Source organism: Chitinimonas arctica (genome assembly GCF_007431345.1).
Taxonomy (GTDB): Bacteria; Pseudomonadota; Gammaproteobacteria; order Burkholderiales; family Chitinimonadaceae; genus Chitinimonas; species Chitinimonas arctica.
This window is the reverse complement of the sequence record NZ_CP041730.1, coordinates 1,408,420-1,429,568: the sequence shown is the minus strand read 5'-3', so window position 1 is coordinate 1,429,568 and position 21,149 is coordinate 1,408,420. Positions and strand designations below refer to the sequence as shown.

14 protein-coding genes are annotated in these 21,149 nt (G+C 58.4%); 6 read left to right on the top strand and 8 right to left on the bottom strand.

Going from position 1 to position 21,149, the window contains the following annotated elements:
• Positions 1–293: 293 nt before the first annotated feature.
• Positions 294–1,238, bottom strand: coding sequence for a hypothetical protein (locus FNU76_RS06310; RefSeq protein ID WP_143856918.1), 945 nt, complete (start codon positions 1,236–1,238; stop codon positions 294–296).
• Between the two features lie 655 nt (positions 1,239–1,893).
• Here FNU76_RS06310 and FNU76_RS06305 point away from each other — a divergent pair.
• Both FNU76_RS06305 and FNU76_RS06300 read left to right on the top strand, forming a co-directional pair.
• Positions 1,894–2,181 carry a hypothetical protein gene (locus tag FNU76_RS06305; RefSeq protein ID WP_143856917.1) on the top strand — a complete coding sequence of 96 codons (288 nt, stop codon included), beginning with the start codon at positions 1,894–1,896 and terminating at the stop codon, positions 2,179–2,181.
• A 408-nt stretch (positions 2,182–2,589) separates the two neighbouring features.
• Positions 2,590–2,811, top strand: coding sequence for a hypothetical protein (locus FNU76_RS06300; protein WP_143856916.1), 222 nt, complete (start codon positions 2,590–2,592; stop codon positions 2,809–2,811).
• 53 nt (positions 2,812–2,864) lie between these two features.
• On the opposite strand, the gene FNU76_RS06295 is transcribed toward FNU76_RS06300, so the two are convergent.
• Complete coding sequence (locus tag FNU76_RS06295; protein WP_143856915.1) at positions 2,865–3,233, bottom strand: hypothetical protein; 369 nt, start codon at positions 3,231–3,233, stop codon at positions 2,865–2,867.
• A gap of 299 nt (positions 3,234–3,532) precedes the next feature.
• Positions 3,533–4,180 (bottom strand): hypothetical protein, encoded by a 648-nt coding sequence (locus tag FNU76_RS06290; protein ID WP_143856914.1) that lies wholly within the window; start codon positions 4,178–4,180, stop codon positions 3,533–3,535.
• Between the two features lie 278 nt (positions 4,181–4,458).
• Here FNU76_RS06290 and FNU76_RS06285 point away from each other — a divergent pair, with 278 nt between their 5' ends.
• The 4 genes from FNU76_RS06285 to FNU76_RS06270 all read left to right on the top strand — a co-directional run bounded on the left by FNU76_RS06285 (position 4,459) and on the right by FNU76_RS06270 (position 9,924).
• Positions 4,459–5,376, top strand: a complete 918-nt coding sequence (locus FNU76_RS06285) for a DUF4007 family protein (RefSeq protein ID WP_143856913.1) — start codon at positions 4,459–4,461, stop codon at positions 5,374–5,376.
• Entirely contained in the window at positions 5,369–8,704 is a 3,336-nt protein-coding gene (locus FNU76_RS06280; protein WP_143856912.1) for an ATP-binding protein, read from the top strand. Before FNU76_RS06285 ends, FNU76_RS06280 begins: the two co-directional genes overlap by 8 nt.
• On the top strand, positions 8,697–9,539 hold the full coding sequence (locus FNU76_RS06275; RefSeq protein ID WP_143856911.1) for a phosphoadenosine phosphosulfate reductase domain-containing protein: 843 nt from the start codon (positions 8,697–8,699) through the stop codon (positions 9,537–9,539). The genes FNU76_RS06280 and FNU76_RS06275 overlap by 8 nt, the downstream gene beginning before the upstream one ends.
• Before the next feature lie 97 nt (positions 9,540–9,636).
• On the top strand, positions 9,637–9,924 hold the full coding sequence (locus FNU76_RS06270) for a hypothetical protein (protein WP_143856910.1): 288 nt from the start codon (positions 9,637–9,639) through the stop codon (positions 9,922–9,924).
• Between the two features lie 41 nt (positions 9,925–9,965).
• On the opposite strand, the gene FNU76_RS06265 is transcribed toward FNU76_RS06270, so the two are convergent.
• Genes FNU76_RS06265 through FNU76_RS06250 form a run of 5 tightly spaced genes read right to left on the bottom strand, consistent with a single transcriptional unit; the run spans position 9,966 to position 21,098 of the window.
• On the bottom strand, positions 9,966–12,320 hold the full coding sequence (locus tag FNU76_RS06265; protein ID WP_143856909.1) for a DUF262 domain-containing protein: 2,355 nt from the start codon (positions 12,318–12,320) through the stop codon (positions 9,966–9,968).
• Positions 12,321–12,335: 15 nt separating this feature from the next.
• Positions 12,336–17,747, bottom strand: coding sequence for an FtsK/SpoIIIE domain-containing protein (locus tag FNU76_RS06260; protein WP_143856908.1), 5,412 nt, complete (start codon positions 17,745–17,747; stop codon positions 12,336–12,338).
• Positions 17,741–18,655: a hypothetical protein gene (locus FNU76_RS24445; protein WP_223879246.1), complete on the bottom strand. Its 915-nt coding sequence runs from the start codon at positions 18,653–18,655 to the stop codon at positions 17,741–17,743. Before FNU76_RS24445 ends, FNU76_RS06260 begins: the two co-directional genes overlap by 7 nt.
• Complete coding sequence (locus FNU76_RS24440; protein WP_223879245.1) at positions 18,652–19,299, bottom strand: hypothetical protein; 648 nt, start codon at positions 19,297–19,299, stop codon at positions 18,652–18,654. The genes FNU76_RS24445 and FNU76_RS24440 overlap by 4 nt, the downstream gene beginning before the upstream one ends.
• On the bottom strand, positions 19,296–21,098 hold the full coding sequence (locus FNU76_RS06250; protein ID WP_143856907.1) for a hypothetical protein: 1,803 nt from the start codon (positions 21,096–21,098) through the stop codon (positions 19,296–19,298). The genes FNU76_RS24440 and FNU76_RS06250 overlap by 4 nt, the downstream gene beginning before the upstream one ends.
• Positions 21,099–21,149: the final 51 nt, after the last annotated feature.

Below are 21,149 nucleotides of genomic sequence, written 5' to 3'. Positions count from 1 at the left end.
GACGAAAAACTTGGTAACTAGCTGAATCGCGCGGGTATGCCGACCCGCATGCGCTTGAATCTTCCAGGGTCCCCCGCCACTTCCGGGGAGGTTATGGGGGCTTGGCCGCTCCGTGCTTTTTGGCAGACACTACTCGATAAGTAATCCATTCCTTTTCCCCTACTTTTGTCGTCGAAGGAGTAAGGGATAGGGATAAGCCCCCCAGCTTGCCGCTGCTGGTAACGAAGAAGCCCCATTATCAGGGCTTCGTTTCGTTCGCATCCTACTGGGCGTGTACCGCATCGGCACGAGCGCTATTTTTTCTGTGTATAGACAGATATGTCGCCCGTCTTGGCCGCACTGACGATCATGTCGCGGTACCGCATCAGCTTTGCTTCGCCACCCGCCATCTTTTCTTCGGCAATCTGGGCCTTGTAGAGCGCTTCGCGGCTATCCGCGCAAATTCCACCGAACGCACATGTGCTGACCACAAGGAGATCGTCTCCCGTTTTGCAGCCTGTACCTAGTTGGCATGCCGCCAGATTGCCGGCCATCTCGAACAGTTGCCGATCCGCGCCGGTCAATACTTCGCCCTTGAAATAACGGCCATAGGTGTCACCCGTATTGACCATGGGAGAGGCCGCCAACAAGACTGTTTCCAGCAGATAGGTATCACGGGTGCTGCGAATCAAATTCTGCGCGGCCATGGGATTGCCCAATATGCCGAAGTAAGGGTCTTTCTCTGTCGCTTTCGTGTTGGTGTAGATATCCTTGAGGATCGGCTCCTTGGTATTGTCCCGCGCGAATCCTTCACACTTCTGATTAATCCTACTGGTCGCTATTTGGCGCTTGGCTTCGGTGCCTGGGTCATCCCGCTTATCGTCCGGAGAGACGGGCGGTTTATGGTCCAGCGAGTCAAGAAAGCCGGTACAAGCACGCGCCAGTGAATAGGCGTAAGTAAGGCCCCCTTGTTCCGGATGCTGTTTGGCATATTGCGCAAAGGCGTACAAGTTGGAGGCATTCGCATAGGCGTCGCCTAAACTCTTCGTTGTCGGTTGTGTTTGTGCATCTACACCCGGCGTGGCTTGTATAGACTCGCCAAGCTTATTCGATACGACATGCCACTCATCGACTTGGGTTGCGGCTTTGACCATGTAGCCTGCCGGTGGAGTCGTTTCTTCCTTCTGAAGCGCAAAGACAGTCAAGCCAGCCAATGCCAGCAGCGACAACGAGAGAGTGATTACAACTGGTTTCTTCATGTTTGCTACCTTGGTTCCCTACGTCATTTTAAGCGTATCGGGAGTCGCTCGCCGTCGAGACTTCCTGGCATGGGCTCAAGTCCCTACGGAGCGACTCCTTGCAACGGCTAGCCCCTATTGCAATCCGTTGCTTCCACGCTGCCGGAGCCCTGAACGAGAGTGCCAGGCACAGGAGCGATAGCCACGCTATTCGTGACGCTGACAACGTCGTAAGTTTCCTTACCGTTATCGGCATAGGTTACCGTGATACGGCCACCTTGCGCACCCAAGCGTCGCTTGATCGTGTCCCATGCGTAGCCCATCCTCAAGCCCTTAGCGTCGAAAGCGCCTTGGGCTGAAGCGATACGCGCACCTTGAGAATCATGTGAGGTAACGTTTGGGTCACCTGCCTGGCAACGTACGTCAATCTGCTTCATCTGGGCGGCCAGCTGATTGATCGACGGTCCCCCACCATCATGTGGTGCGGGCTGAGCCGGCAGCGGGTCACCAGAGCCGGGGCCGCCCCCCATTCCTCCGCCACAATTGGGTGCGCCACTACAGCCGCCAGGCCTTGGTCTCGGGGCACTGATAACGATAACGTCCCCGTCGGCTGAAGCCGTGGGCATACCGACTCCGCCTAATGCCACCAAAAGTGCAATTGTCAGCCGTGTTTTACGTGAAAATCCTTGCATTGCGTTCCTACTCCTTAAGTTTTAGTTTTAATTTCGTGCCTCGTGCGCTTTTACTCGCGCTATCCCTTATGTACAGATACGAAAATGCGCCCTTGAAATATTACTTGCAGGGGTTGGGACTAATTAATCCCATGCCACGCATGCGGGTGGCGCGCAAAAACACCGCGCTATCCTCGCGCCAAGCGATGCCATGGAATTTTTCAAAAAGAGAATTTAGCTATTCGCCAGGTGAGGCAAACGCCAAGAGGGAAGCGGAATGGGCTAAGCCTTGAGTGCGCGAGATACGCAGATCAATAGAAAAATCTAGTGTAGCCGCTGGTAACACCATGCGGTCATGAGGGGACGTAAAAGTGCCCTTGGGAACCATTTCCTACTCCTAAAACCCCCGCGCCTTTTTGGCTGCGTTTTGCCGTCTATGTCGCGGCATGCTTATTTGTGGCACGGATACTATTCGTGGCGATAAGGGCATGTCTACTTAGTTCAGCACAAACCTACAATAATTCATAGGTATGTCGTTTTCCGCTTCTTTGGCTTGCAATGTCCTGCGTTCCGGCACAACGGCCCTTGCGTGGCAGGCGAATCAGCGTCCGGCATTGTGGTTTGGTCATCCATAGCTATGACCGCCCAAGCCAAGGGGAGAAGCCTGCCTTATATCTGCGCCTGTTGTGCTTGTTCCCGGCATGACCAGCGTTCCCGGTGCTCCTTTTCCAAGCCGGGAACGGTTAGCCGTTGGCAAGTGGATGAAGGTAATGGGCTTTTTTGATCTGTTCCCGCTGTACCCGGTGTTCCCGGCCATTTTTGACTATCTAGCAAAGGCAGCCGGGCGGGGGCAGCAAAAGAACAAGGTAAAACGTGGAGCGACATCTAAACACATACTATTCCCGGTCATGGCGGGAATGTAGGTGCCGTGTAGCGCTGGGAGACTGTGCCGAGAATTGCCCGCCTTGTCGGCAACTCACCGCCGACGGCTTGGCCGGTCCAGTGTGGCCTTACGCTTGGAGGTTGTAGCACCGTAGCGGGCTTGCAGCTCCATGCATAGCCGGCTTGCTTCCCGTTCGGCTTGTGCCGCTTCTGTCCGGCCCTCCTTCTCGGCCTGCTGGGCGCGTGTCGCCAGCTTGGCGGCCAGTGCTTCCCAATCCACGTGCGACCCCTGTACCGCGTCTATCGCCAACACGGCAGAAACTGGGCCGTCCGGGTCCAGTATTACGCCGCTATGGCCGTGTGCGGGCGTTATGCGGTATTCCAGCGCCACGGCGTAGCGTTGCGGGGCTGACGGTGTTGCTGGGGCAAGCAGGGCATTGGCTGCCGTAGCAAGTCGCGGCAATTCCACTGCAAAGACAGGATTTCGGCTGGCCCGGTCCATGTCGATGGCAAGTGCGCCACCTTCCCCGCGCCGAATCCATCCTTGCGTACTGGCGAAGCTGACCAGCCGCGCAGCAAGCGTGTCGGCGAGCGCTTCGCTTGCATCCTGTTGGCCGTGTTTTCGGGCGGGAACGCCGGGAACATCGGGAACGGAACCCGCAACTCCTTGTATGGAAAAGGCTTTGTCTGTTCCCGGTTGGGTGGCCGGCCTGTTCCCGTTCCCGGTTACAGCGGGAACACGTAGGGCAGAAAGGTCTAGTTTCATTCGGCGCTTTCAAAAATGGCGGGCGTGACGTGATAGACATTGGAGCCCCCTATGCCCGGCAAGCGCTGCTTGATGGTAAGACGCCTATCCTTCGGATTGTTGCTGACCTGTAGCATGCTGCGCCTGCTCATGGCGCTGAGAATCCTTTCGGCATCTCGTCCCCGGCAGATGTCGTTCCTGAATGAGCTGGGGAAGATGTAAAAGTGCGCGCCGTCTGTTTGTTGCCTTCTAAAGCCTAGGCGGTTGATCGTCCGGGAATACGTTGCCGGGTCGGCATCCCAGGGCGTGAACTGGCTTTCAAACCCGGTTTGCAGTCGGTGGCGTACATGGTCGATTCCCTCCTGTTCCTCCATGTCGCCCGCTCCGCCGCGCAAGGCTAGCCATTCTTTGAACAGCCGTAGGGAGGCCGCCATGGCTTCGCCCTCGGCCCAACCGGTCAGCCCCCAGCGGGTGGCGATCTCGCCCGCAGTCGCCACCAGCGCGAAGCGTTGGGCAACCCTTGAGCGACACCAACCAAGATGCCCATCACATGGTGCGAGAGAAGGGACATGCTTCGGAATTGGGGCCTTGGCGTCATCCTGGAGAATCGGGTCGAGTACCACCCTTCGCCAGATGTCTTCACCAATCCCAAGTTCAAATACCATCCCTATCTCGATCCTGATGGGGAGGTGCGATATGGCCTGGGCACAACGAGGCTATGCTGTAGCTCCTGCTAGACATGCGGTCCTGGCGCCGTCGTACTTGCGCTCGCTGATGACACAGCATAGTTCGCAATAATTTCCTTATAAAACATAAAGATAATTGGTATTTCGATACTTTGTCAGACCACGCTACTACCATCGTGGTGCTACAAAGCTTCGGTCAAGCTACATGAACTGGTGAACTCCACCAGTTGAGCCATATTGGCTCTATAATGCTACGCATGACTACACAAACAGAATCAGGTGCTCGCGCGCACTTCTCTGGTCACGAGACCTTTCCGCTCCGTCAGATGTGGCTGAAGAAAGCCTTTGACCGTGCAACGAGCGAGGGCGTCATCCCTAAGTCAGCCTTTGCAGATGCAAACGCCATCGCATCGTTTGGTGTGGGCAAGAACATGGTGGCTTCGATCAAGCATTGGGCACTAGCGTGTGGACTGATGACTGAAGTAAGCCCCAGCGAGTTTCGTATCAATCAGCTCGCCAGCGAAATTCTTCGCGACGGTGGTTTGGACCCATATGCAGAAAATCCAAGCACTGCGTGGCTAGTACATTGGCAGCTCGCCCGTCGTTGCTTCCGCTCGACGACTTGGCATTGGCTGTTCAATCATGTGACCGCACCGACCTTCACCCGGCAAGAGCTTGAAGAGCCGCTAGCGCGCTACGCTCGGGAGCTCGATCCGAAACATCGACTTTCAGCCTCGACAATTTCGCGTGACTTGGAAACATGCCTACGTGGCTATGCGCCACGCACTGCCGGCGGTTCTCCAGAAGATTTCGCCGAGCCGCTCTTGGGCGAGTTAGGTCTGCTTCAAGAGGTCCACAAGGGCCAATACGCGTTCCGTCGTGGCCCGAAGTCTTCGCTGCATGACGGCGTGTTCGCCTATGCCCTCGTCGATTTCTGGAATCGCGCAGCCGAAGGCCAAAGCTCGTTGGCATTTGAGACCGTGGCCTATGCCGAAGGGTCTCCCGGCCGAGTGTTCAAGCTCGACGAGGAGTCGATCGCCCAACGGCTGATCGCCATTTCCGACTTCACCGGGCGCAAGCTCGAATGGACAGACTCCGCCGGCCTTCGGCAGGTTCACCGCAAAAACCTGTCCAAGGAAGATATGAAGAACATGATTAGGCGCGCCTATGACTGACAAGAAGCAACAGGCGTTGTCCGACATCGTCCAGATTTCGCGCCAATACCAGCGCTCCATCCGTGTTGACGCCGACATCGGGCGGGCCGACGCCCTTTCCGGATACATCTGCCACTCGACTGCGACCGCCGTAGTTGATGGCATGTGTAATCAGCTTATCGGCACCAATCAACGCTGCTTCACTTGGACCGGGCCGTTTGGTGGAGGCAAGAGTTCGCTCGCAGTCGCCTTGGCGAGCGCGCTACACGCCGACAAGGACCTTCGCGCGAAAGCCCGGCAGACCCTGCGGCTGGACTCCAAGCCAGCCTTCGACAAAGCCTTCCCCGTCCAGGCAGGATGGCTGATCGTCCCAGCGGTCGGCCGTAGAGGCAGCATCGTAGCTGAGCTCTACGCGGCGCTCCGCCGTGTTCAAGGTAAGACAGTAGACGGCCGCAACAAGCCCAACGCGCAAACCTTCATCGCGGATTTGCTTGAAGAGGCGAAGAGTCGCCCGCGTGACGGTGTGCTGGTCATTATCGACGAGATGGGCAAGTTCTTAGAGGCCTCAGCCCTTAGCTCCGGGGACGATGTCTACTTCTTCCAAGAGCTCGCCGAAGCCGCTGCCCGCTCCGAAGGACGCCTTGTCGTTGTCGGTGTGCTGCACCAATCTTTCGCACAGTATTCAGCTCGCATGGGCATCGACACCCGCGACGACTGGGCCAAAGTGCAAGGGCGTTATGTCGACTTACCCTTCGTGGCCGCGAGCGACGAGGTCGTCGAACTTATCGGCCGTGCTATCGAGGCCAAGGAGCGTCCACCTAAGATGCGGGAGGTGTCCAAGATCATCGCCGATGCGATCCGTTCCCGCAGACCCGCCGTGGGGCAGAACTTCGCCGCCGCGTTGGAAGCCTGCTGGCCATTGCATCCGGCTATGGCCGCGCTGTTGGGGCCAATCTCCAAGCGGCAATTCGGGCAGAACGAGCGTAGCACCTTCGGGTTTCTATCTTCGGTGGAGCCTCATGGCTTCCGCTCTTACCTGAACTTAACGCTCAAGAGCGAAGCGACCTGGTATCGCCCAAGTGACTACTGGGACTATCTGCGTTCAAACCTTGAGCCGGCTATCCTCGCCTCTCCCGATGGGCACCGCTGGTCGCAAGCCGTCGAAGCGGTAGAGCGAGCTGAAGCAAAGACGGGCGATGCTCTGCTGGTATCGCTTATTAAGAACATCGCGGTCATCGACCTGTTCCGCAACGGCTCGGGTCTGGCGGCCGACGCCTCTGTGATCGGTGCGCTCTTCCACGACACGGAGCGCGGAGAGCTCGACGCTGCGCTACAAAAGCTCTCTTCCCTGAAAGTCGCCCTCTACAAGAGCTACACCGGGGCTTGGTCAGTGTTCGAGGGAAGCGACTTCGACATTGACGCTGCCGTTGCCCAAGCTCTAGCGACCTCGCCCGGCATTGACTACGCCCACCTAGCCCAGCTCATGGGCCTACATCCAGTGGTAGCCAAGCGGTATTACCACGAGACAGGCTCCATGCGCTGGATGGAGCTCTCGCTGTGCAGCATTGAGCAAGCCGAAAAGATCGCCGCCAACTTCCAGCCCAAGAAGGGCGAGTTCGGAATGTTCATCCTTGCGTTGCCTAATAAGGGCATGAGTCCGCGAGCGTCGCGGCTGCGCGCGCAAGCTTGCTCCAAGCTCCGACCGTGGCCCGTGATGGTTGGCATCCCCACTAACCACGCCCGTATCGCCGAACTCTCCGCCGAGCTAGTGGCTTTGGAGCAGGTTAAGGATCGCCACGAGCTCCAGGGCGATCCCGTCGCCCGCCGCGAGGTGCACGCTCGACTGGCCGCTACCCGTGCAGATTTGGAGGATCAACTCCAAGCTGCAGTGTCGCTTGCAAAGTGGCACGACGGAACAGATGAAGTCATCGAGCCAGGCTCAAAGCTTTCGCCTGTAGCCTCTGCACTCGCAGAAGAGCTGTTCAGCGATTCGCCTCCAGTTTGGAGCGAACTCGTCAATCGTGACAGCGTATCGAGCAACAGCGTGAAGGCGCGTCGTGACCTGCTGCACGCGATGATCAATGCCGAGGGACAAGAGGCCTTGGGCTTCGAAGGATTCCCCGCCGAACGCGGGCTTTATGAGACTCTACTCAAGAGTACGGAACTGCATCGCCAGGACACCTCTGGAGCATGGTCTTTCATGCAACCCGGCGACGGCTTTGCTTCGGGATTCGAGTTGTTGTGGAAGGCGACTAGGACCTTATTCTCTGACGCCAATGCCCGGGTGGGTGCGCATGAGATTTACGCACTGTGGAGCGCGCCGCCCTTTGGAATGAAGTTGGGCATTCAGCCAGTGACCCTCACGGCTTTCCTACTGGCTCACAAAGCCAATATCGCCGTCTACAAGGATGGCATGTTCGTACCCAGGCTCACCGACTTCGATATTGACGAGTGCCTGCAAGACCCAGATCGCTTCTCGCTGCGCTGGGTGGCGATTGATGAGGACAAGAGCCGTATCCTCGAAGGTATTTCGAAGCTCCTGGCCGAAATCGGCGAGAAGGCTGAAGCGGCTGATCCGCTTGAGGCCGCTCGCGGACTAGTGGCGATGGTCTTCAATCTACCTGAGTGGGCTCGAAGAACCTCCCGGCTGGGACAGACGGCCAAAGACATGCGCGATATGCTCCTCAAGGCCAGCGACCCGCACAAGGTCTTGTTCGTCGACCTTACTTCGTTGCTGAGCGCCACCGATGGCAAGGCCTATGTGCAGGCCCTACGTGCACCGCTGCAGGAACTGGCCGGCGCCTACGGAAAAATGCTCGGCGAGGTCGAAGTCAAGATGTTCGAAGCGCTCGACGCGAGCCGCGATGATCTCGAAGACTTGCGCGAGCGAGCTAGATCCGTCTCTGGTATCTCAGGCGATCTGCGCCTCGACGGGTTCGCGACACGCCTGGCCAACTTCGACGGAAGCAGGGGCTCGCTTGAGGGCATCCTAAGCCTGGCGGCCGAGAAGCCGCCGCGTGACTGGGTTGACCGCCACATCGACGCGGCGATCTTGGAGCTCGCCAAGTTCGCCCGGCGCTTTCGTGAAGCCGAGGCTTTCGTAGCAGTGCAGGGTCGCAAAGCGCACAGCGAGGCCATCGCCGTCATTATCGGTACTGGCTCGGACACCAAAACGATCTCACGCTCGTTTGCGATATCTGATCGCCACCGCAAGACGGTGGAGGCGAAGGCCAACGAAGTCGCCTCGATTCTGGAAGGCCATGGTTTGGGGACGGAAGTTTTACTGGCAATCCTGGCCAAAGTCGGGATGAAGCTGGCGTCCATTGATAAGGAGGAAGTGAATGGCTGAACGGCACGTTCTGGGTATCTCCGGAGGCAAGGACAGCGCCGCGTTAGCGGTCTACATGCGCGACCACCACCCTGAGCTTGATATCGAGTACTTCTTCACCGACACCGGTGAAGAATTACCTGAGGTTGAAGAGTTCTTGGGCAAGCTAGAAGGATTTCTAGGCAAACCCATTCTTAGGCTAAATCCGAAGCGCACCTTCACCTTTTGGCTTCGCCAGTTCAACCACTTCCTACCCAACCCTAGCTCGCGCTGGTGTACCCGGCAGTTGAAGTTGGCTCCATTCGAGGAATGGGTGAAGCCCATGCTAGCGGCTGGTGACAAGGTAACTTCATATGTCGCTATCCGGGCCGACGAAGATTACCGCGAGGGCTACGCAGCCAAAGCCGACAACCTGTTCGTCAAGCTGCCTTTCCGCGAGGCCGGCATCGACAAGGCGGGCGTGATCGACATCTTGGAGAACTCTGGCGTCGGCTACCCGAAGTATTACGAGTGGCGCTCGCGCAGCGGCTGCACCTTCTGCTTCTTCCAGCAGAAGATCGAGTGGGTGCGCCTGCGCGAGCGGCACCCAGAGGCCTACGAGGCCGCCAAGGCGCTCGAAAAAGACGCCTTGGAGCATGGCTCGCCCTTCACCTGGTCCAAGGGCGAATCGCTCTTTGACATGGAAAAGCCCGAGCGCGTGGCGGAGATCCAGGCGGAATACGGCATCCGCCGAGCCCGCATGCTCAAGAGCATCCCCATCAATCCGCTGAGGCCTGTGAAGACCTGCCCGGACGACATCGACGACATCTACGGCGTCGACGAGGGCAACGGCTCCTGTGCCGTGTGCCACAAGTAGCCTGGAACGCGAGGGGAAAATGAGCGCGGACGATCCAAAGACAGTTCCTCCTCACCCCTGCCCCATCTGCGCTAAGACTCGGAGGTTGTCAGAACATTTGATCGAAGCAGGCCTCGCCGCAAGCTACCTAGGGAACATGTGGACCTACGAGAGTGAGCACGGCACAGCGACTAGCCCCGGCTTTGAGTCCTACGACTACAACACCATGATGCGATACGGCAAAGAATTCGATCGCTTCAGGGAACGACGCACTCTCGAATACGTCCTGGATTTACATCGGCAAAGCGATTTCGCTCTTCACCAAGACCATTACCGCTTCGACGATGCCGATGAGGAAGAAGACATTGAAGTCGTCACGGTCCTGCCAGGACCGGCACAAGCGTAGTGCGAGTCGCAAGGAAACGGGCCGGGCCGAATGTCAGTCTGTTATCGCAGCCAAGCGTCAAGCTTGTCGAAGACGCGTTGGCACAGGTGCTCGGATCGCCGTGCAATGAACGCGGCATCCCACCGGTGGCTGCCTTGGCCACGGAACGCGAGGGGCGCCAAATGCGACTGATAGTTCGACGCGGCGACCAATGTAGAGAGCGAGGGCGGAACAATGTCGATGCCCAGCGCGGCGGCCAATGTGGCTCCGGTTGGGCCTACGGCCGTCGATCCTGGCGTGGTGAGGTGCCAGTAGTAGAAGACCTTGTCCGGCCACTCCGAGTAGATCGACGAGTTCACCGCCGTGGACAGCAGGGTTAGGTTGCCGAGTTTGTCGACGATCGAATAGTTTCCTGGGTAGATCGGGGCATCGAAGTGCGCGGGGAACTTGATAGTTGATGGCTGGTCGCGTGTGGCGACGTGCTCGATCACTTCGTAGCTCGTCATGTGCCATACGCGACAGTTCAGCAGGTCGGCCGAGCTTGCCATGCCGTTGGTAAAAAGACCCTCGTTGCCTGGCGTGAGGTCCGACGCGGCGTCGTGAGCCGAGGCGAACAGCGCGAACCGGCAAACCGCCTTGCGGGAATACCAAGCATTCTCTTTGGCCAGGTCCACCCAGATCTGCCGCGCGGCGGCCGCGTTGGAGGCGTCGTAGATCTTCTGGTTTTCCAAAGCCTGCCTGAAAGCCGCCTTGACGAACGAAACGGATTGGTTGGCCGCCCCGTTAGCAAAGGAGATATTCCCAGCGGTCGACTGGAACAACGCTCGATAGTCTGAATCGGGAAAGCGTCCTTGTTGCGCGCCCATGTAGAGCGTGAAGAAGGCTGCCGTCGCCTCGCAAATCGCAACAAACTCGGCCGCCGCGGCTGCCTTGTTCGCCGCATTTGACTGCGAGCGCAGCAGCTTGGAATAGAACACGCTCAGCACGGCATGGGCGAATTGATGGCCTGCGTCCTTGAGATAGAAGACGCAAAGTCCGGCGCGGTCAGCTTGCTGCTGGGACAGCCCCAAGAGCATCAAGCGGTCGCAAAGGCCGAACGTGTTCGAATTCTTCGGCGACCTCCGAGGCTTCACGAAGGTCAGGAAATACTCAGCCTGGTCTGCGATGGTCGTGACGAAGTCGATCGACTTCTGGGTCGGCGCGCCAGCGGCCAACGACCCCTCTAGCGTGTCTGTGAGCCAATCGCGTTCCTCGCTAAACCTCCGGCTGCGCTCCATGCCATTGAAAATCAAGGCTGAGGACACGATCACCTTGTCTGTCAGTTCCTCTTTGTCCGACGAATTGCTCTCGGTCTCAAACACCTTCTCGATGCGGTCGACTTGTGGCTTGATCGCCGTCGAGTAGCCAGTGCCCCACGCCTTGACCAGCTGCGGCTTGAACACTTCGAACGCAGTCAGGGGCGTGCCGGTCGCGTTCAGCGACTGGAACATATCGAAGGCCAGGCCAAGGTCCAGGCACTCAATGACCACAAGGTGGCACGAGTTCTTCAAAAAGGCGCATACCGCCAGCAGCAACATCCCGCCGGAGTAAACGGATTGCTCTTCGAGGTTCAGGGAGCCGATATTCGACCAGGTGGGCGGATAGGCCATGAAACTAAATAGGCTTCCATTCGCGACGCCATCAGCCGACAACAGGCCGATGGCGAGGGTTGCGTCTGCCGCTTGGACCTCTTCGCTGATTTTCTCCCGGAAGACCCTTAGCACTGAGCTCACTCGCTCGTCGGTCGGAATCGCGTCGATGGAAATGCCGGCGATGAACTTCGACAGAAAGCTCGACGTGTTGGAGCGATAGAAGTTGTCGATGGGGCCGTTTAGCGTCCATTGGTCGGACACAGGGTTCGCCGACACATCGCCCGCCCGGATGATCTTCGGCTTCAGCGCCGGCTGGGCGCCGGTCTTGGTGATCTCAACCGAGAAGAATTTTCTGATGTTGGGCAGCTCATCGGTCAACTCTGTCGCCAACACGTCGAACTCCGCCGCTGAGCCGGCCAAAGCCTTGAGCTTGGGCACCGTCTGAGAGATCTGCTCCGCGATCACACAGGCCAGCATCGCGATCGAAGTGATGCGCTGCTGACCATCAACGACATTCGCCACCTTGGTCAACAGATTTGGCGTGTCCGAGTGGACGTCAGTCTGCACATTCTTCTCGTCGTGCAAGATGACCGTGCCAAGGGAGATGCTGTTTTCTGGCTTTGTGAGCGTGCGCTTGATGCTGGAGAAAATGTCCTCAATCAGCTTCGTGGCGTTCTCTTCGTCCCACGAGTAGTTGCGCTGGTAGTAGGGCACATAAAAGCCACGCCCGCTCTGCGAAAAGAAGTCGAGCAAGCAGGCGGCATCGTGTTTGAAAGGCTGCGCCACGAAGTTCTCCCTGGGTTACTGATTCGAGTTGTCTGCCCGAATGGCGGCCACCGCCGCTTCGATGTCTTGGTCCGACAGGAACGGGGCTTGGGCGAAGACCAGGCCCTGCTCGCCGTTGAGCTTGGCGGCCAGGTGCCCTCGGCCCAGCAGCAGCTCGGCGCCGGGCCGATCGAGCGCGATCTTCGATGTCGCTTCGCTGGAGACCTTCAAGATCAGGCGGTTGCCCAGATTCTCGCGAAGCTGCATCGGCATCACATCCTTGTCGGGGCGCTGCGCTGCGAAGATCAGATGGATGCCGGCTGCGCGGGCTTTCACACCTAGGCGCTGCACCGCCGCGCCCACCGCCGCCTTGTAGGCGTCGTCGAGCATCCAGTCGGCGAACTCGTCGTGGACCAGGAAGACCATTGGCAGGCGCTCGGCAGCCGTGATCTTGGAGTTGTAGGTGGGCAGGTCGCGAGCACGGGCTTTGGCGAATGCGCGGTAGCGATCCTCCATCTCCTGCACCAGCGCTTCGAGAACTTCGCCCGCCTTCTCCTTGGTGGTGACGATCTCGTCGCGCATGTGCGGCAAATCGGCCAAAGGAGCGTAGTCAACGCCCATCTTTGGGTCGATCAAGATGATCTGGGCCAGATCCTTTGGATTGGTCGCAGCGATGTCCAGGATCAGAGCTTGAATCAGCACCGACTTACCGCTGCCGGTCGCCCCAGCCACCAGCGAGTGCGGCTCGTGGGACGAGAGTCCACCGAACTCTGCCCCTAGGTTCAAATACAGCAGCGCGCCGTTGATCTCTTGGAGCCCCAGCAGGAAAGAAGTGTTGATGCCGGCGACGTTGCGGTTGAGTTCGCGGCGGGACCACAGCTCCCAGAGCGACACGGCCTGCCGCTTAGTGCCAGCAACCGTCACTACGATCTCGCCTGGCTTGGGTTGGACCGTGACCAGGTTGATCGCGTGCGTGGTTAGAAGCTGGGTGCGCTTGTTCTCGATGTCTTCGACGCGCAGCCGGTCGGAGCCCGCCAGACGTACCAGGCAGCCATTGGGTGTCAGGCGCGTGCCGAGGATCGCGGCTTGCAATCCGTAGCTGTTAAGCGCGGCCTTGAGCTTCTTGGTGACATCCTGAGCCCATTCCTCGCGCTCAGCGTCTGACTGCGCGCCGCCCGCGAACTTGGTGGCGACCAACTCTGAGAGCGCAGCACCAAACTGGGTGATCGTTGCGGGTAGGGAACTCGAGACCGAAGTGCTCGGCTCAACGTCAGCTTGGACCAGGTTTTGCGCTGACGATGTGGGCTCTATCACGGAGCTGCTAGCTATAGCTGACACGGCCGCTTCAACAGGTACAGGAGTATCTTCTAACGACGGATCCACACCACCGCTGGCGAGTAGCCCCATGGCAGCGAGCCAAGGCACGCGCGGGGCAGGCTTCTTAAAGCAGTGCCCGTTCCAGGGCTGCTGAGGTCCCAACCCTGTGCGAGCTTCGAGTGCGCCTGTCCCTCTGGCGTAGGCTTCAGCGAGCTTTCGTAGATCAGGGCGGTCAAATACCTCTTGCCAGGCATTCACTCCGTCGGACTCTTCCAAAAGTTCCTGGTCGGAGGCGGAAGCCGAGCCTGCATCCGAAGTGTGAACATAAACGTGCGAGTAGCCGCGCAGCGATATCTCAACATCACCCTCGCGAAGCTTTGCCCGCGCGCGCTCCATCAGACCAGTCATACCCGGAGGAATATCTGCGTCGATAAGCATGTCGGCCAAGCGCGCCAGCCACACGTCGCGGTCTAGCCGCCCGGGATCGCCGAAGAGCGCCTCTCGGAACATACCCAGTGTGGAGAGAAGCTGGTCCTTAGAGTCTCGACGCGCCTTGGCCATACTGTCCGCGGAGACGTACTTCGATTCAACGATAGAGATGACGACACGGACACCCTCGTCCCGCTCTTCGACATTGAGGGCGAGGATGTCGGCTATGCGGCTTTCCGGCTGGGATAACCAACTTGCGTAGTCATCAAGCAGGAAGTAGGCCGTCAAGACCTGGTCCCCGCCTGCAGCGATCTTGAATTCTTCGGCAAGCAGATAGCGGCTGAGCACTAGGCCGATCATTTCGCCTGCAGAAACGCCACGCTTGGCCGCGCGCAGCACGATATCGCCGGAAACAGAAAGCGCATCACGTTTGGCTTTCTCGGCGGTAGCTTGGATCTCGGCCGCATCGAGCTGCAAATTCAGCTCGCTGAGGCGACGGCGTACCAGCACGCCCAACAGCCGCAACTCGGAAGTCGAACTCACGATCATGTTCCGACCATTAGTGGAACCACGGCGGTAGCGAACGACCGTAATGTCGTTGTGCTGGAGCTGGCGCTTGTCGAGCAGCTCATCGTAAGTGGCAACCCATTCAGCCAGGTCGTGGGCATCCTTAATCATTCCAGCCAGCGCGGGGCTTTGCAGAGAGATGCGGCGCGCCGGCAGGTAGCGCTCGCCAGGCAGTGCGTCGAGCTGGCGACATACAGCAGCCACAGCCGATACATAGGCCCAGCCAGACGCCGTTTGCCAGGGACAAGCCAAGAACGTGGTGGATTTGAGTTCGTTTTCGCCAGAGACGCTGCGATAGGACCAACGAGACGGTGCATGCTCAAGGTTCGGCCTATCATTGGTCCACGGAACCGAGAGCCATTCGGACTGAGCAGCACGTGCAACTACGTCATGCAGGAAGGCCACGTCGAAGGCCTTGAAACCCTGGGCGCTCTCACTTGGCGTCGCTGAGATCGGGGTCACCGAAATGCGCAGCTTCGATATGAAATTGTCGCTGGTCTCGCTGACCACGGGCAGGTCAGGATCGTCACCGGCCTTGTTGACTAGCTCACCATATACGCTGCGAAGTTTGGCCGGATCTGAGTGTCGAACTGACACGCTGCATTGCAACTTACCATCCTCTTGGATGGAGGAAAGTTCGCGCACTGTCGCGAGCGGCAACTCTGCAGCGTCGGCGTTATAGAGCACGACACTGAGGTTGGAGGCCTCGTGAGGTTGCAAACCAACATAGCGCTCCAATAGCTCGCGCGCCTGCTTGGCGGCCGCAGCAGGATCGACATCAGTCATGGCATCATCGGCGCCGCGTGTGGGCGACTCCAAAAGGCTATAGCCGTTGACCGTGCTGCTCTCCGAAACCAGTGTTGGTGCACCAGCTCTGTTGAGAACCGCAATCTCCGGGTAGAACGGATGGGCAATCTCGTCAGAGAGCTCGCGCATAAAGATCTCGCGATCCCCGTAGAGGATGCTGCCACTCGATAGCAAATGGGTGGCGAACCCAGCAACGCGGCGTGACTTCACCGCCAAGGCTTTCATGCGCTCCGGATGCCAAGGTGGAATGATCAGTGCGGGGTTATCGCCAGCAACCCGTGCGGTCCCCACCGAAAGTACCTCCGAGACTAAACGGGACCGGCATACGTCACCACGAGCATGGGCCATCAGGCTGGTCAGCAGCTCGCCATAGGATTCCGCCTGGCGCATAACCGCCTCACCATGCAAGCCGGTAGAGATAAAGTCCTCCATCGCCTTGATGTAGTCTTCTTCAAACTTGTCCCATGAGGCCTTGACCTCATCGCGTTGCAAGGAGGTCAACCGGCCTTCGTCTGCGAGTTCCTTTATGCGGGTCTTGATGTCGTGGCGCAGGCTGCGCAATTTGTTGACTGCGGGCACCAGAGAGCCAGCATCGGTCGAGTAGGTCGCTTCCAAGGTACCAGTGTCGAGCAGCGAGACATTTTGGACACCACCTTTCTTGCTCACTAGGCGGCGCGGGACCTCGGTGCAACCGACCGCTCCCTTCTCCAAGAGGCGGCGCATGTCTGCGACCATCGACAAGCCGATCGATGTGGGCTTGTAACTCCAGAGGAGCTGGGTCTTTGCCAGGATAGTCTCTTTGCCCTTGGATACCTGGATCAAGGCCACATCAAACTTGATCTGCAAGGCCGCGCGAGCGAGCGACGAGTTCGGCCTAACCTTGTTCTTTTTGTCGCTTCGGAGTTCCTTTTCCTTAGCGAAGAAGGCCTCGTAGTCGAAGAGTGGGTCAAGCAGACTGGCGTTGCCCAAACGCTCGACCTTCCAGTCCACCTTGGAGCCCATTAGCTCCTTCAACCCGCGATACATCACCGAAAAGTAGCTGCCGGCGTCGTAGTTGAAACGTTCGCGCCATTCCTTGCGGCCCTTGGTGACGGTGAAGCGCAAGATTCGCTCTCCCTCGGGATCAAGCAGACCTGCATGGAGGCTATTGACCACGCGGGCGAAGCCATCGAAGAAGTCATTGCACTCGATGGGCTTGCCATATAGGGCTTTCTCCCAGCGCGCGCAGAGCTTGGGATCTTGCTCAATCAGCCGACGCTGTTTGACAAAGAATTCTTCGTCCTCCTCGGTGAAATCGGAACGGCGCTCACGCGACTTCAGGTCTTCTAAGAGCTTGCGGCCCTCCGGCTCGAGTGAATTCTCTTGATCGCAGTCATGGTCGAAGAAGTGGACGGTCGCGTCGGCCAACCCGAGTTGCTTCTCCTTCGGCTTGTCGAATGCCAGGTAGACACCGTCAGCCTCCCACTCGAACTGAGCCAATGCGGTTGTCGCTTCCTGATCGCCCGCGGGAGCCGCAGCGAAGGCGTCGAGCGCCAAGCGTGCAGCATCGGCAATCTCCGCCGCGTTGGCCTCTATACGCTCGTGGAGTTCCTCGGGGTCGAGCGGCTGGCCGTTCTGACGTAGCTTTTTCAGCAGCGGTGCACGCTGGATGAAAAGCTTTGCGAAGGCTTTCTGCCAGGGTTTGCGCAGGGAGCCAAAGGTTTTCGCGTTCGAAAAAAACGAGCTGTCGCGAGGCAAGCCCGCGCGCGGCATAGCGAAGCCAACAGCGTCTCGGATGGCGAGCCCGCGGGTGGACATGGCCTCGACGATCTCGGAGCAGAACTCGCCAAGCTGGACGAGTGAGAGCTCGGAAGAAGCCAGCAAGCCACCCAATGCTGCATGGAACACGGAGCGATCATCCGGCACGGGTGAGAGCCCACCTACATGCAAGGCGGCCTCAACCCAAGGCTCGGGGTCAGTACGCATCTCTTTAGCACCGATGGCCATGACATGGCCCAACGTATCGGCGAGGTTATGCTCATTGCCGTTGGCGGTAAGGATTGCCACCTTAGAAGTAGTAGCGTTGTTGCGCACATAGCCGGCATTGTGCGAGATCAAAATATCAGAGGGCAGGCCTTGGCCATCAACTAGCGCCTCGGGGATCATAAGATCTACGCGGGCATACAAATCCGGATTGGCTAGAATTGCCCGCGCCACGGCAGCGATCTGACTCGACGAGAGCTTGTCGAGCCGAAACAAAGCGGTGGAGTCGCCGGGCTGACCGGGGGTGGAAATGCGCTTGGCGAGGATGTCCGCGCCGACGCGCCCAATAATGCGGTCGGTCAGCATGCAACCTCTCCCTTAAACGCGAACGGGTTTTCAACAAACGAGCAGGAGTCGGAGAGTCTGCGGACCAGGCCCAACCCCACGAGCCGTGCTTCGAGGTTGTCCCGATTCTCGCTGAGCTCCTCTTGGTCGACTAACTTAGCGTCGACCAATCGCGCGCCTTCGGCGTCGCCAAACACAAGGCCATAGCGCCGCCTGGCTTCGGTCAAGAACTCATCGAACTGCATACGGTCATCAACGATGGCCACCACAATCGACTTTAAAAGCCGGTCATTTGGAGCGTAGCGAGTGCGCCGTGAGAGCCGGCGGGAACTCAATCCAATAGCGCGCGACCAGGAAGAATGGATCTTGCCGACATGCTGCTCATGGCGCGCGAGAGCGAGCTCGGTGAGCTTAGCGACCAAGATGTCTGGGCTCTCTCCCGAATAGTCCTCGTCATCGCCGCCATCGACCGATGGCCATTGGAAGCGCTCGCGCATGAGCTTCACGCGCTCGGCTTCCGGGAACTCACTCGAGGCGGCTTTGGCCCAGTCTGTATCCAGGCGGATTGCCTCAACATGGGCGCGTACCGCCTTGGCGGGCAGGCCCTGGTTGAGCTGATAGCTATCGCCAGAGAGCGCACGGACCTTCGTCCGCTCTTTCGAGACGATCTCGCAGACGATTTCCACCGGTTCATCATCACCAGCCACCCGCTTCGCCCTCTCGAGGAAGTAGAGCAGCATGTTGAGGCCCGTAATAGCAATCAAGTGTTCCAAGGCATCGTAGATCGGCATGTCTTTGGCTAGGATAGACAGCCAGTCTTCACAGATCTGGTCGAAACGCGCGTTGGCGACCTCGGGCAGATAGCCAGACTGTCGAGAATCCTCCGCCCGTTGTGGCATCCCCTGCATCGCACGGGCAAGCCGATTCATCGGTGCCTCACGGTCGAACAGGCGCTTTGCAAGCAGATCTCCGAGCTCGGGCCGCGTTTTGCCCGCGTGAGCATCATGTAGAGCAGCTCACCAGTACGTGCGAAGAAACGCCGATCGTTGCTCATCTTTCCCTTAGAGTCGATCTCTAGGTCTTCGTAGAGAGCATCTGGGCCGAAGGGGAAGACGAATTTCGAACTCCAGCGCTTGTTGCTGCGTGATTCGAACGAAGAGGAGCGCAACAGCTCGACAGCCTTGGCGAAGTCGTCAAAGCTCGTGAACGACTCTCGCAGGTAGGCCATGTCATCGATACCATCGCCATTGCCTGTCGAGCCTTGGCTGAACCGCTCGAACCATTGCCGCCACTTCTCTTCGTTGGGTAGCGCACTCGCGGAAATAGATTCGACATAGGGATTATTGAACAGCAGGCCGCGGAGGCGAATCTGGCGCTGCGGCTGGAACTTGAAGGCTCCACTTAACCCCTCGTGAGGGCGAAGGGGGCGGTCCAAGTTAGAACCCAGTGCGCCAAGGAACTCGAGCACTGTCAAATGCGGGAGCTGCTCGTCGTAGAGGCGGTGCCCCCATATGTTTTCGTCAACGCAGAAATCGACGCTCTTGATCTCGGGGCGTTTGAAGATCTCGCTCATGCCGGGGTTCTCACTGTCACTGGGCGGACAAAACCTCGGCCTCCCGGCTCAATATCGATGAAGACCAGCGTAAGTGCGGCAGCTTCCCCACCTATTTCATCGTCGTCGCTGGCAAAGCCCGCCTTGCGTACGATCTCTGCCTTGCGCAAGAGCTTGGCCTTGAAAGCCAAAAGGTCTTCGAGGCATTCATTGGAGAAACTTGCTGGCAGTGCGCCTTCGGCCACACGCGAAAGGAACTCATGCCGGATGGGCGTAAGATCGAAGGCAACGGAGTTACCGGCTCCAGGAGAAAGCGATAACTCGAGCTGCGGGCGTCCGGTTTCCTCGTCGAGCTTAATCGCCATGCCCACCCCACCTTGCCTCCGTGAAGGCGTCTCGTGGTCACAGAGCACACTCACTCGGCTTTGCGTGAAACCACCCGAGCTAGCAATGAAGATGCGGTCCACGTTTTCCAAAAGCAGACCGGTCATAACCCGGTTGAGACCACGAGCGATACGCCCACGGGTGGTTTCGCTCACAGGTTTCTTGGCCTTAAGCGATTCAGTGATGTCTAGGTAATCGCCCGCAAAGCGAAACACAGTCATCGACCAATGGGGGTATCCGAGTTCGGCCTCAGGCAAGGCGAAGAAAAAACGGCGGCGCTGGGCTTCTAGCATCTCCAAAAACTCGGAGGAACCACCCTCCAAGCGCGAGCTTTCATGGCCCTCCAAGTAGGCGTCCTGGGCCGCGGAGAACTCTGCCGTCGCACCGTAGACTGGGTCGGCAGCCACTAGCCGTTGAAAGTCGGCTTGGAGCCGCGAGTCATCTTTGCCGTACACCAAGAGACCATCAACCGCATTGGTCGTTTCCTCCCCTACGCCGAAGCTAGCCATAGCCTTGAAGACAGGGCGATCGGATGCCCTACGCTTGGGCAGGTTTGCCCCAAAAGCATTGGCGTAGACACTAGCCTTGCTAACATGCCCGCTCTCCTGGATCTTGGGCACGTCGGCGCAGCTCATCAGATTCTCTTTGGCGCCTTTAGCATCCGCATAACCAAGAACCATGTTTGAGCAAAGAGCCAGCAAATCCCGTACGGGAAGATGGAAGCCATTGAGTCGGGCGATCTCGACTAGATCCCCGAGGCGGCGAGTGAGCTGCCCACCATCAGTCTCGCCAAGCAGGCGTCGACGATTTTCATCGATTGGGCAGACCTTCCCTTCAGCCTTGAAAGAGCAGTGGACGCAGTTAGCCCATTCAGGATGCCCCGCCACAGCTTTGGCTACCTCATCGAGCGTCTTGCGACTAGTTGAGCGGCTGAGGTCAAAAACAGCGAGGCGATCTGGTGCGGGTCCCGCTTGCAGAAAGCACTCCTGCAATGGCTTTCGCAGAGGATGGGTTCGATCCTGCCGTTTGCCGAGATCACGCAGCCGGTCGAGAAGCTGACCATGGTTGGCTGCAAGAATCACAATTTCGGAGTCGTCTTCGCCAAGGACTGATTTTTCCAGCCGCTGCAGCGGCAAGTCGCTCTCTTGACCGTTAAACTCGGAAAGGTCCTTAATGAAAACCACCAAGCGACCGTCGGCTAGACGATGCTCTTTGACATTCTCTTTGTCTGCCCAGACTTTTGGATCACCACCGATGCGGGTCCATAGGGCTCGGCAGTGGTAGGTCTTTCCATCCCCTGCTGTACCAGCGATCAAGAGTGAACCCGGGGTCTTGGACTCGATGTGCTTGACCATGTCGTCGAGTAGCGGTGTCGATAGACTGATCGGCTGGACCTTAGCCCGACCCAGTGCACCCAACACGTATTCGTCGAACATAGTCAGATTGTTCGATGTAGGTCCGTAGCTCCTCAGGAAACGTACCCATGC

Coding starts and splice junctions, on each gene's coding strand:
- FNU76_RS06310 (WP_143856918.1), bottom strand. CDS start 1,238: ATGAAGAAACCAGTTGTAATCACTCTCTCGTTGTCGCTGCTGGCATTG.
- FNU76_RS24440 (WP_223879245.1), bottom strand. CDS start 19,299: ATGAGCGAGATCTTCAAACGCCCCGAGATCAAGAGCGTCGATTTCTGC.
- FNU76_RS06280 (WP_143856912.1), top strand. CDS start 5,369: ATGACTGACAAGAAGCAACAGGCGTTGTCCGACATCGTCCAGATTTCG.
- FNU76_RS06285 (WP_143856913.1), top strand. CDS start 4,459: ATGACTACACAAACAGAATCAGGTGCTCGCGCGCACTTCTCTGGTCAC.
- FNU76_RS06300 (WP_143856916.1), top strand. CDS start 2,590: ATGACCAGCGTTCCCGGTGCTCCTTTTCCAAGCCGGGAACGGTTAGCC.
- FNU76_RS06250 (WP_143856907.1), bottom strand. CDS start 21,098: ATGTTCGACGAATACGTGTTGGGTGCACTGGGTCGGGCTAAGGTCCAG.
- FNU76_RS24445 (WP_223879246.1), bottom strand. CDS start 18,655: ATGAATCGGCTTGCCCGTGCGATGCAGGGGATGCCACAACGGGCGGAG.
- FNU76_RS06275 (WP_143856911.1), top strand. CDS start 8,697: ATGGCTGAACGGCACGTTCTGGGTATCTCCGGAGGCAAGGACAGCGCC.
- FNU76_RS06260 (WP_143856908.1), bottom strand. CDS start 17,747: ATGCTGACCGACCGCATTATTGGGCGCGTCGGCGCGGACATCCTCGCC.
- FNU76_RS06290 (WP_143856914.1), bottom strand. CDS start 4,180: ATGGTATTTGAACTTGGGATTGGTGAAGACATCTGGCGAAGGGTGGTA.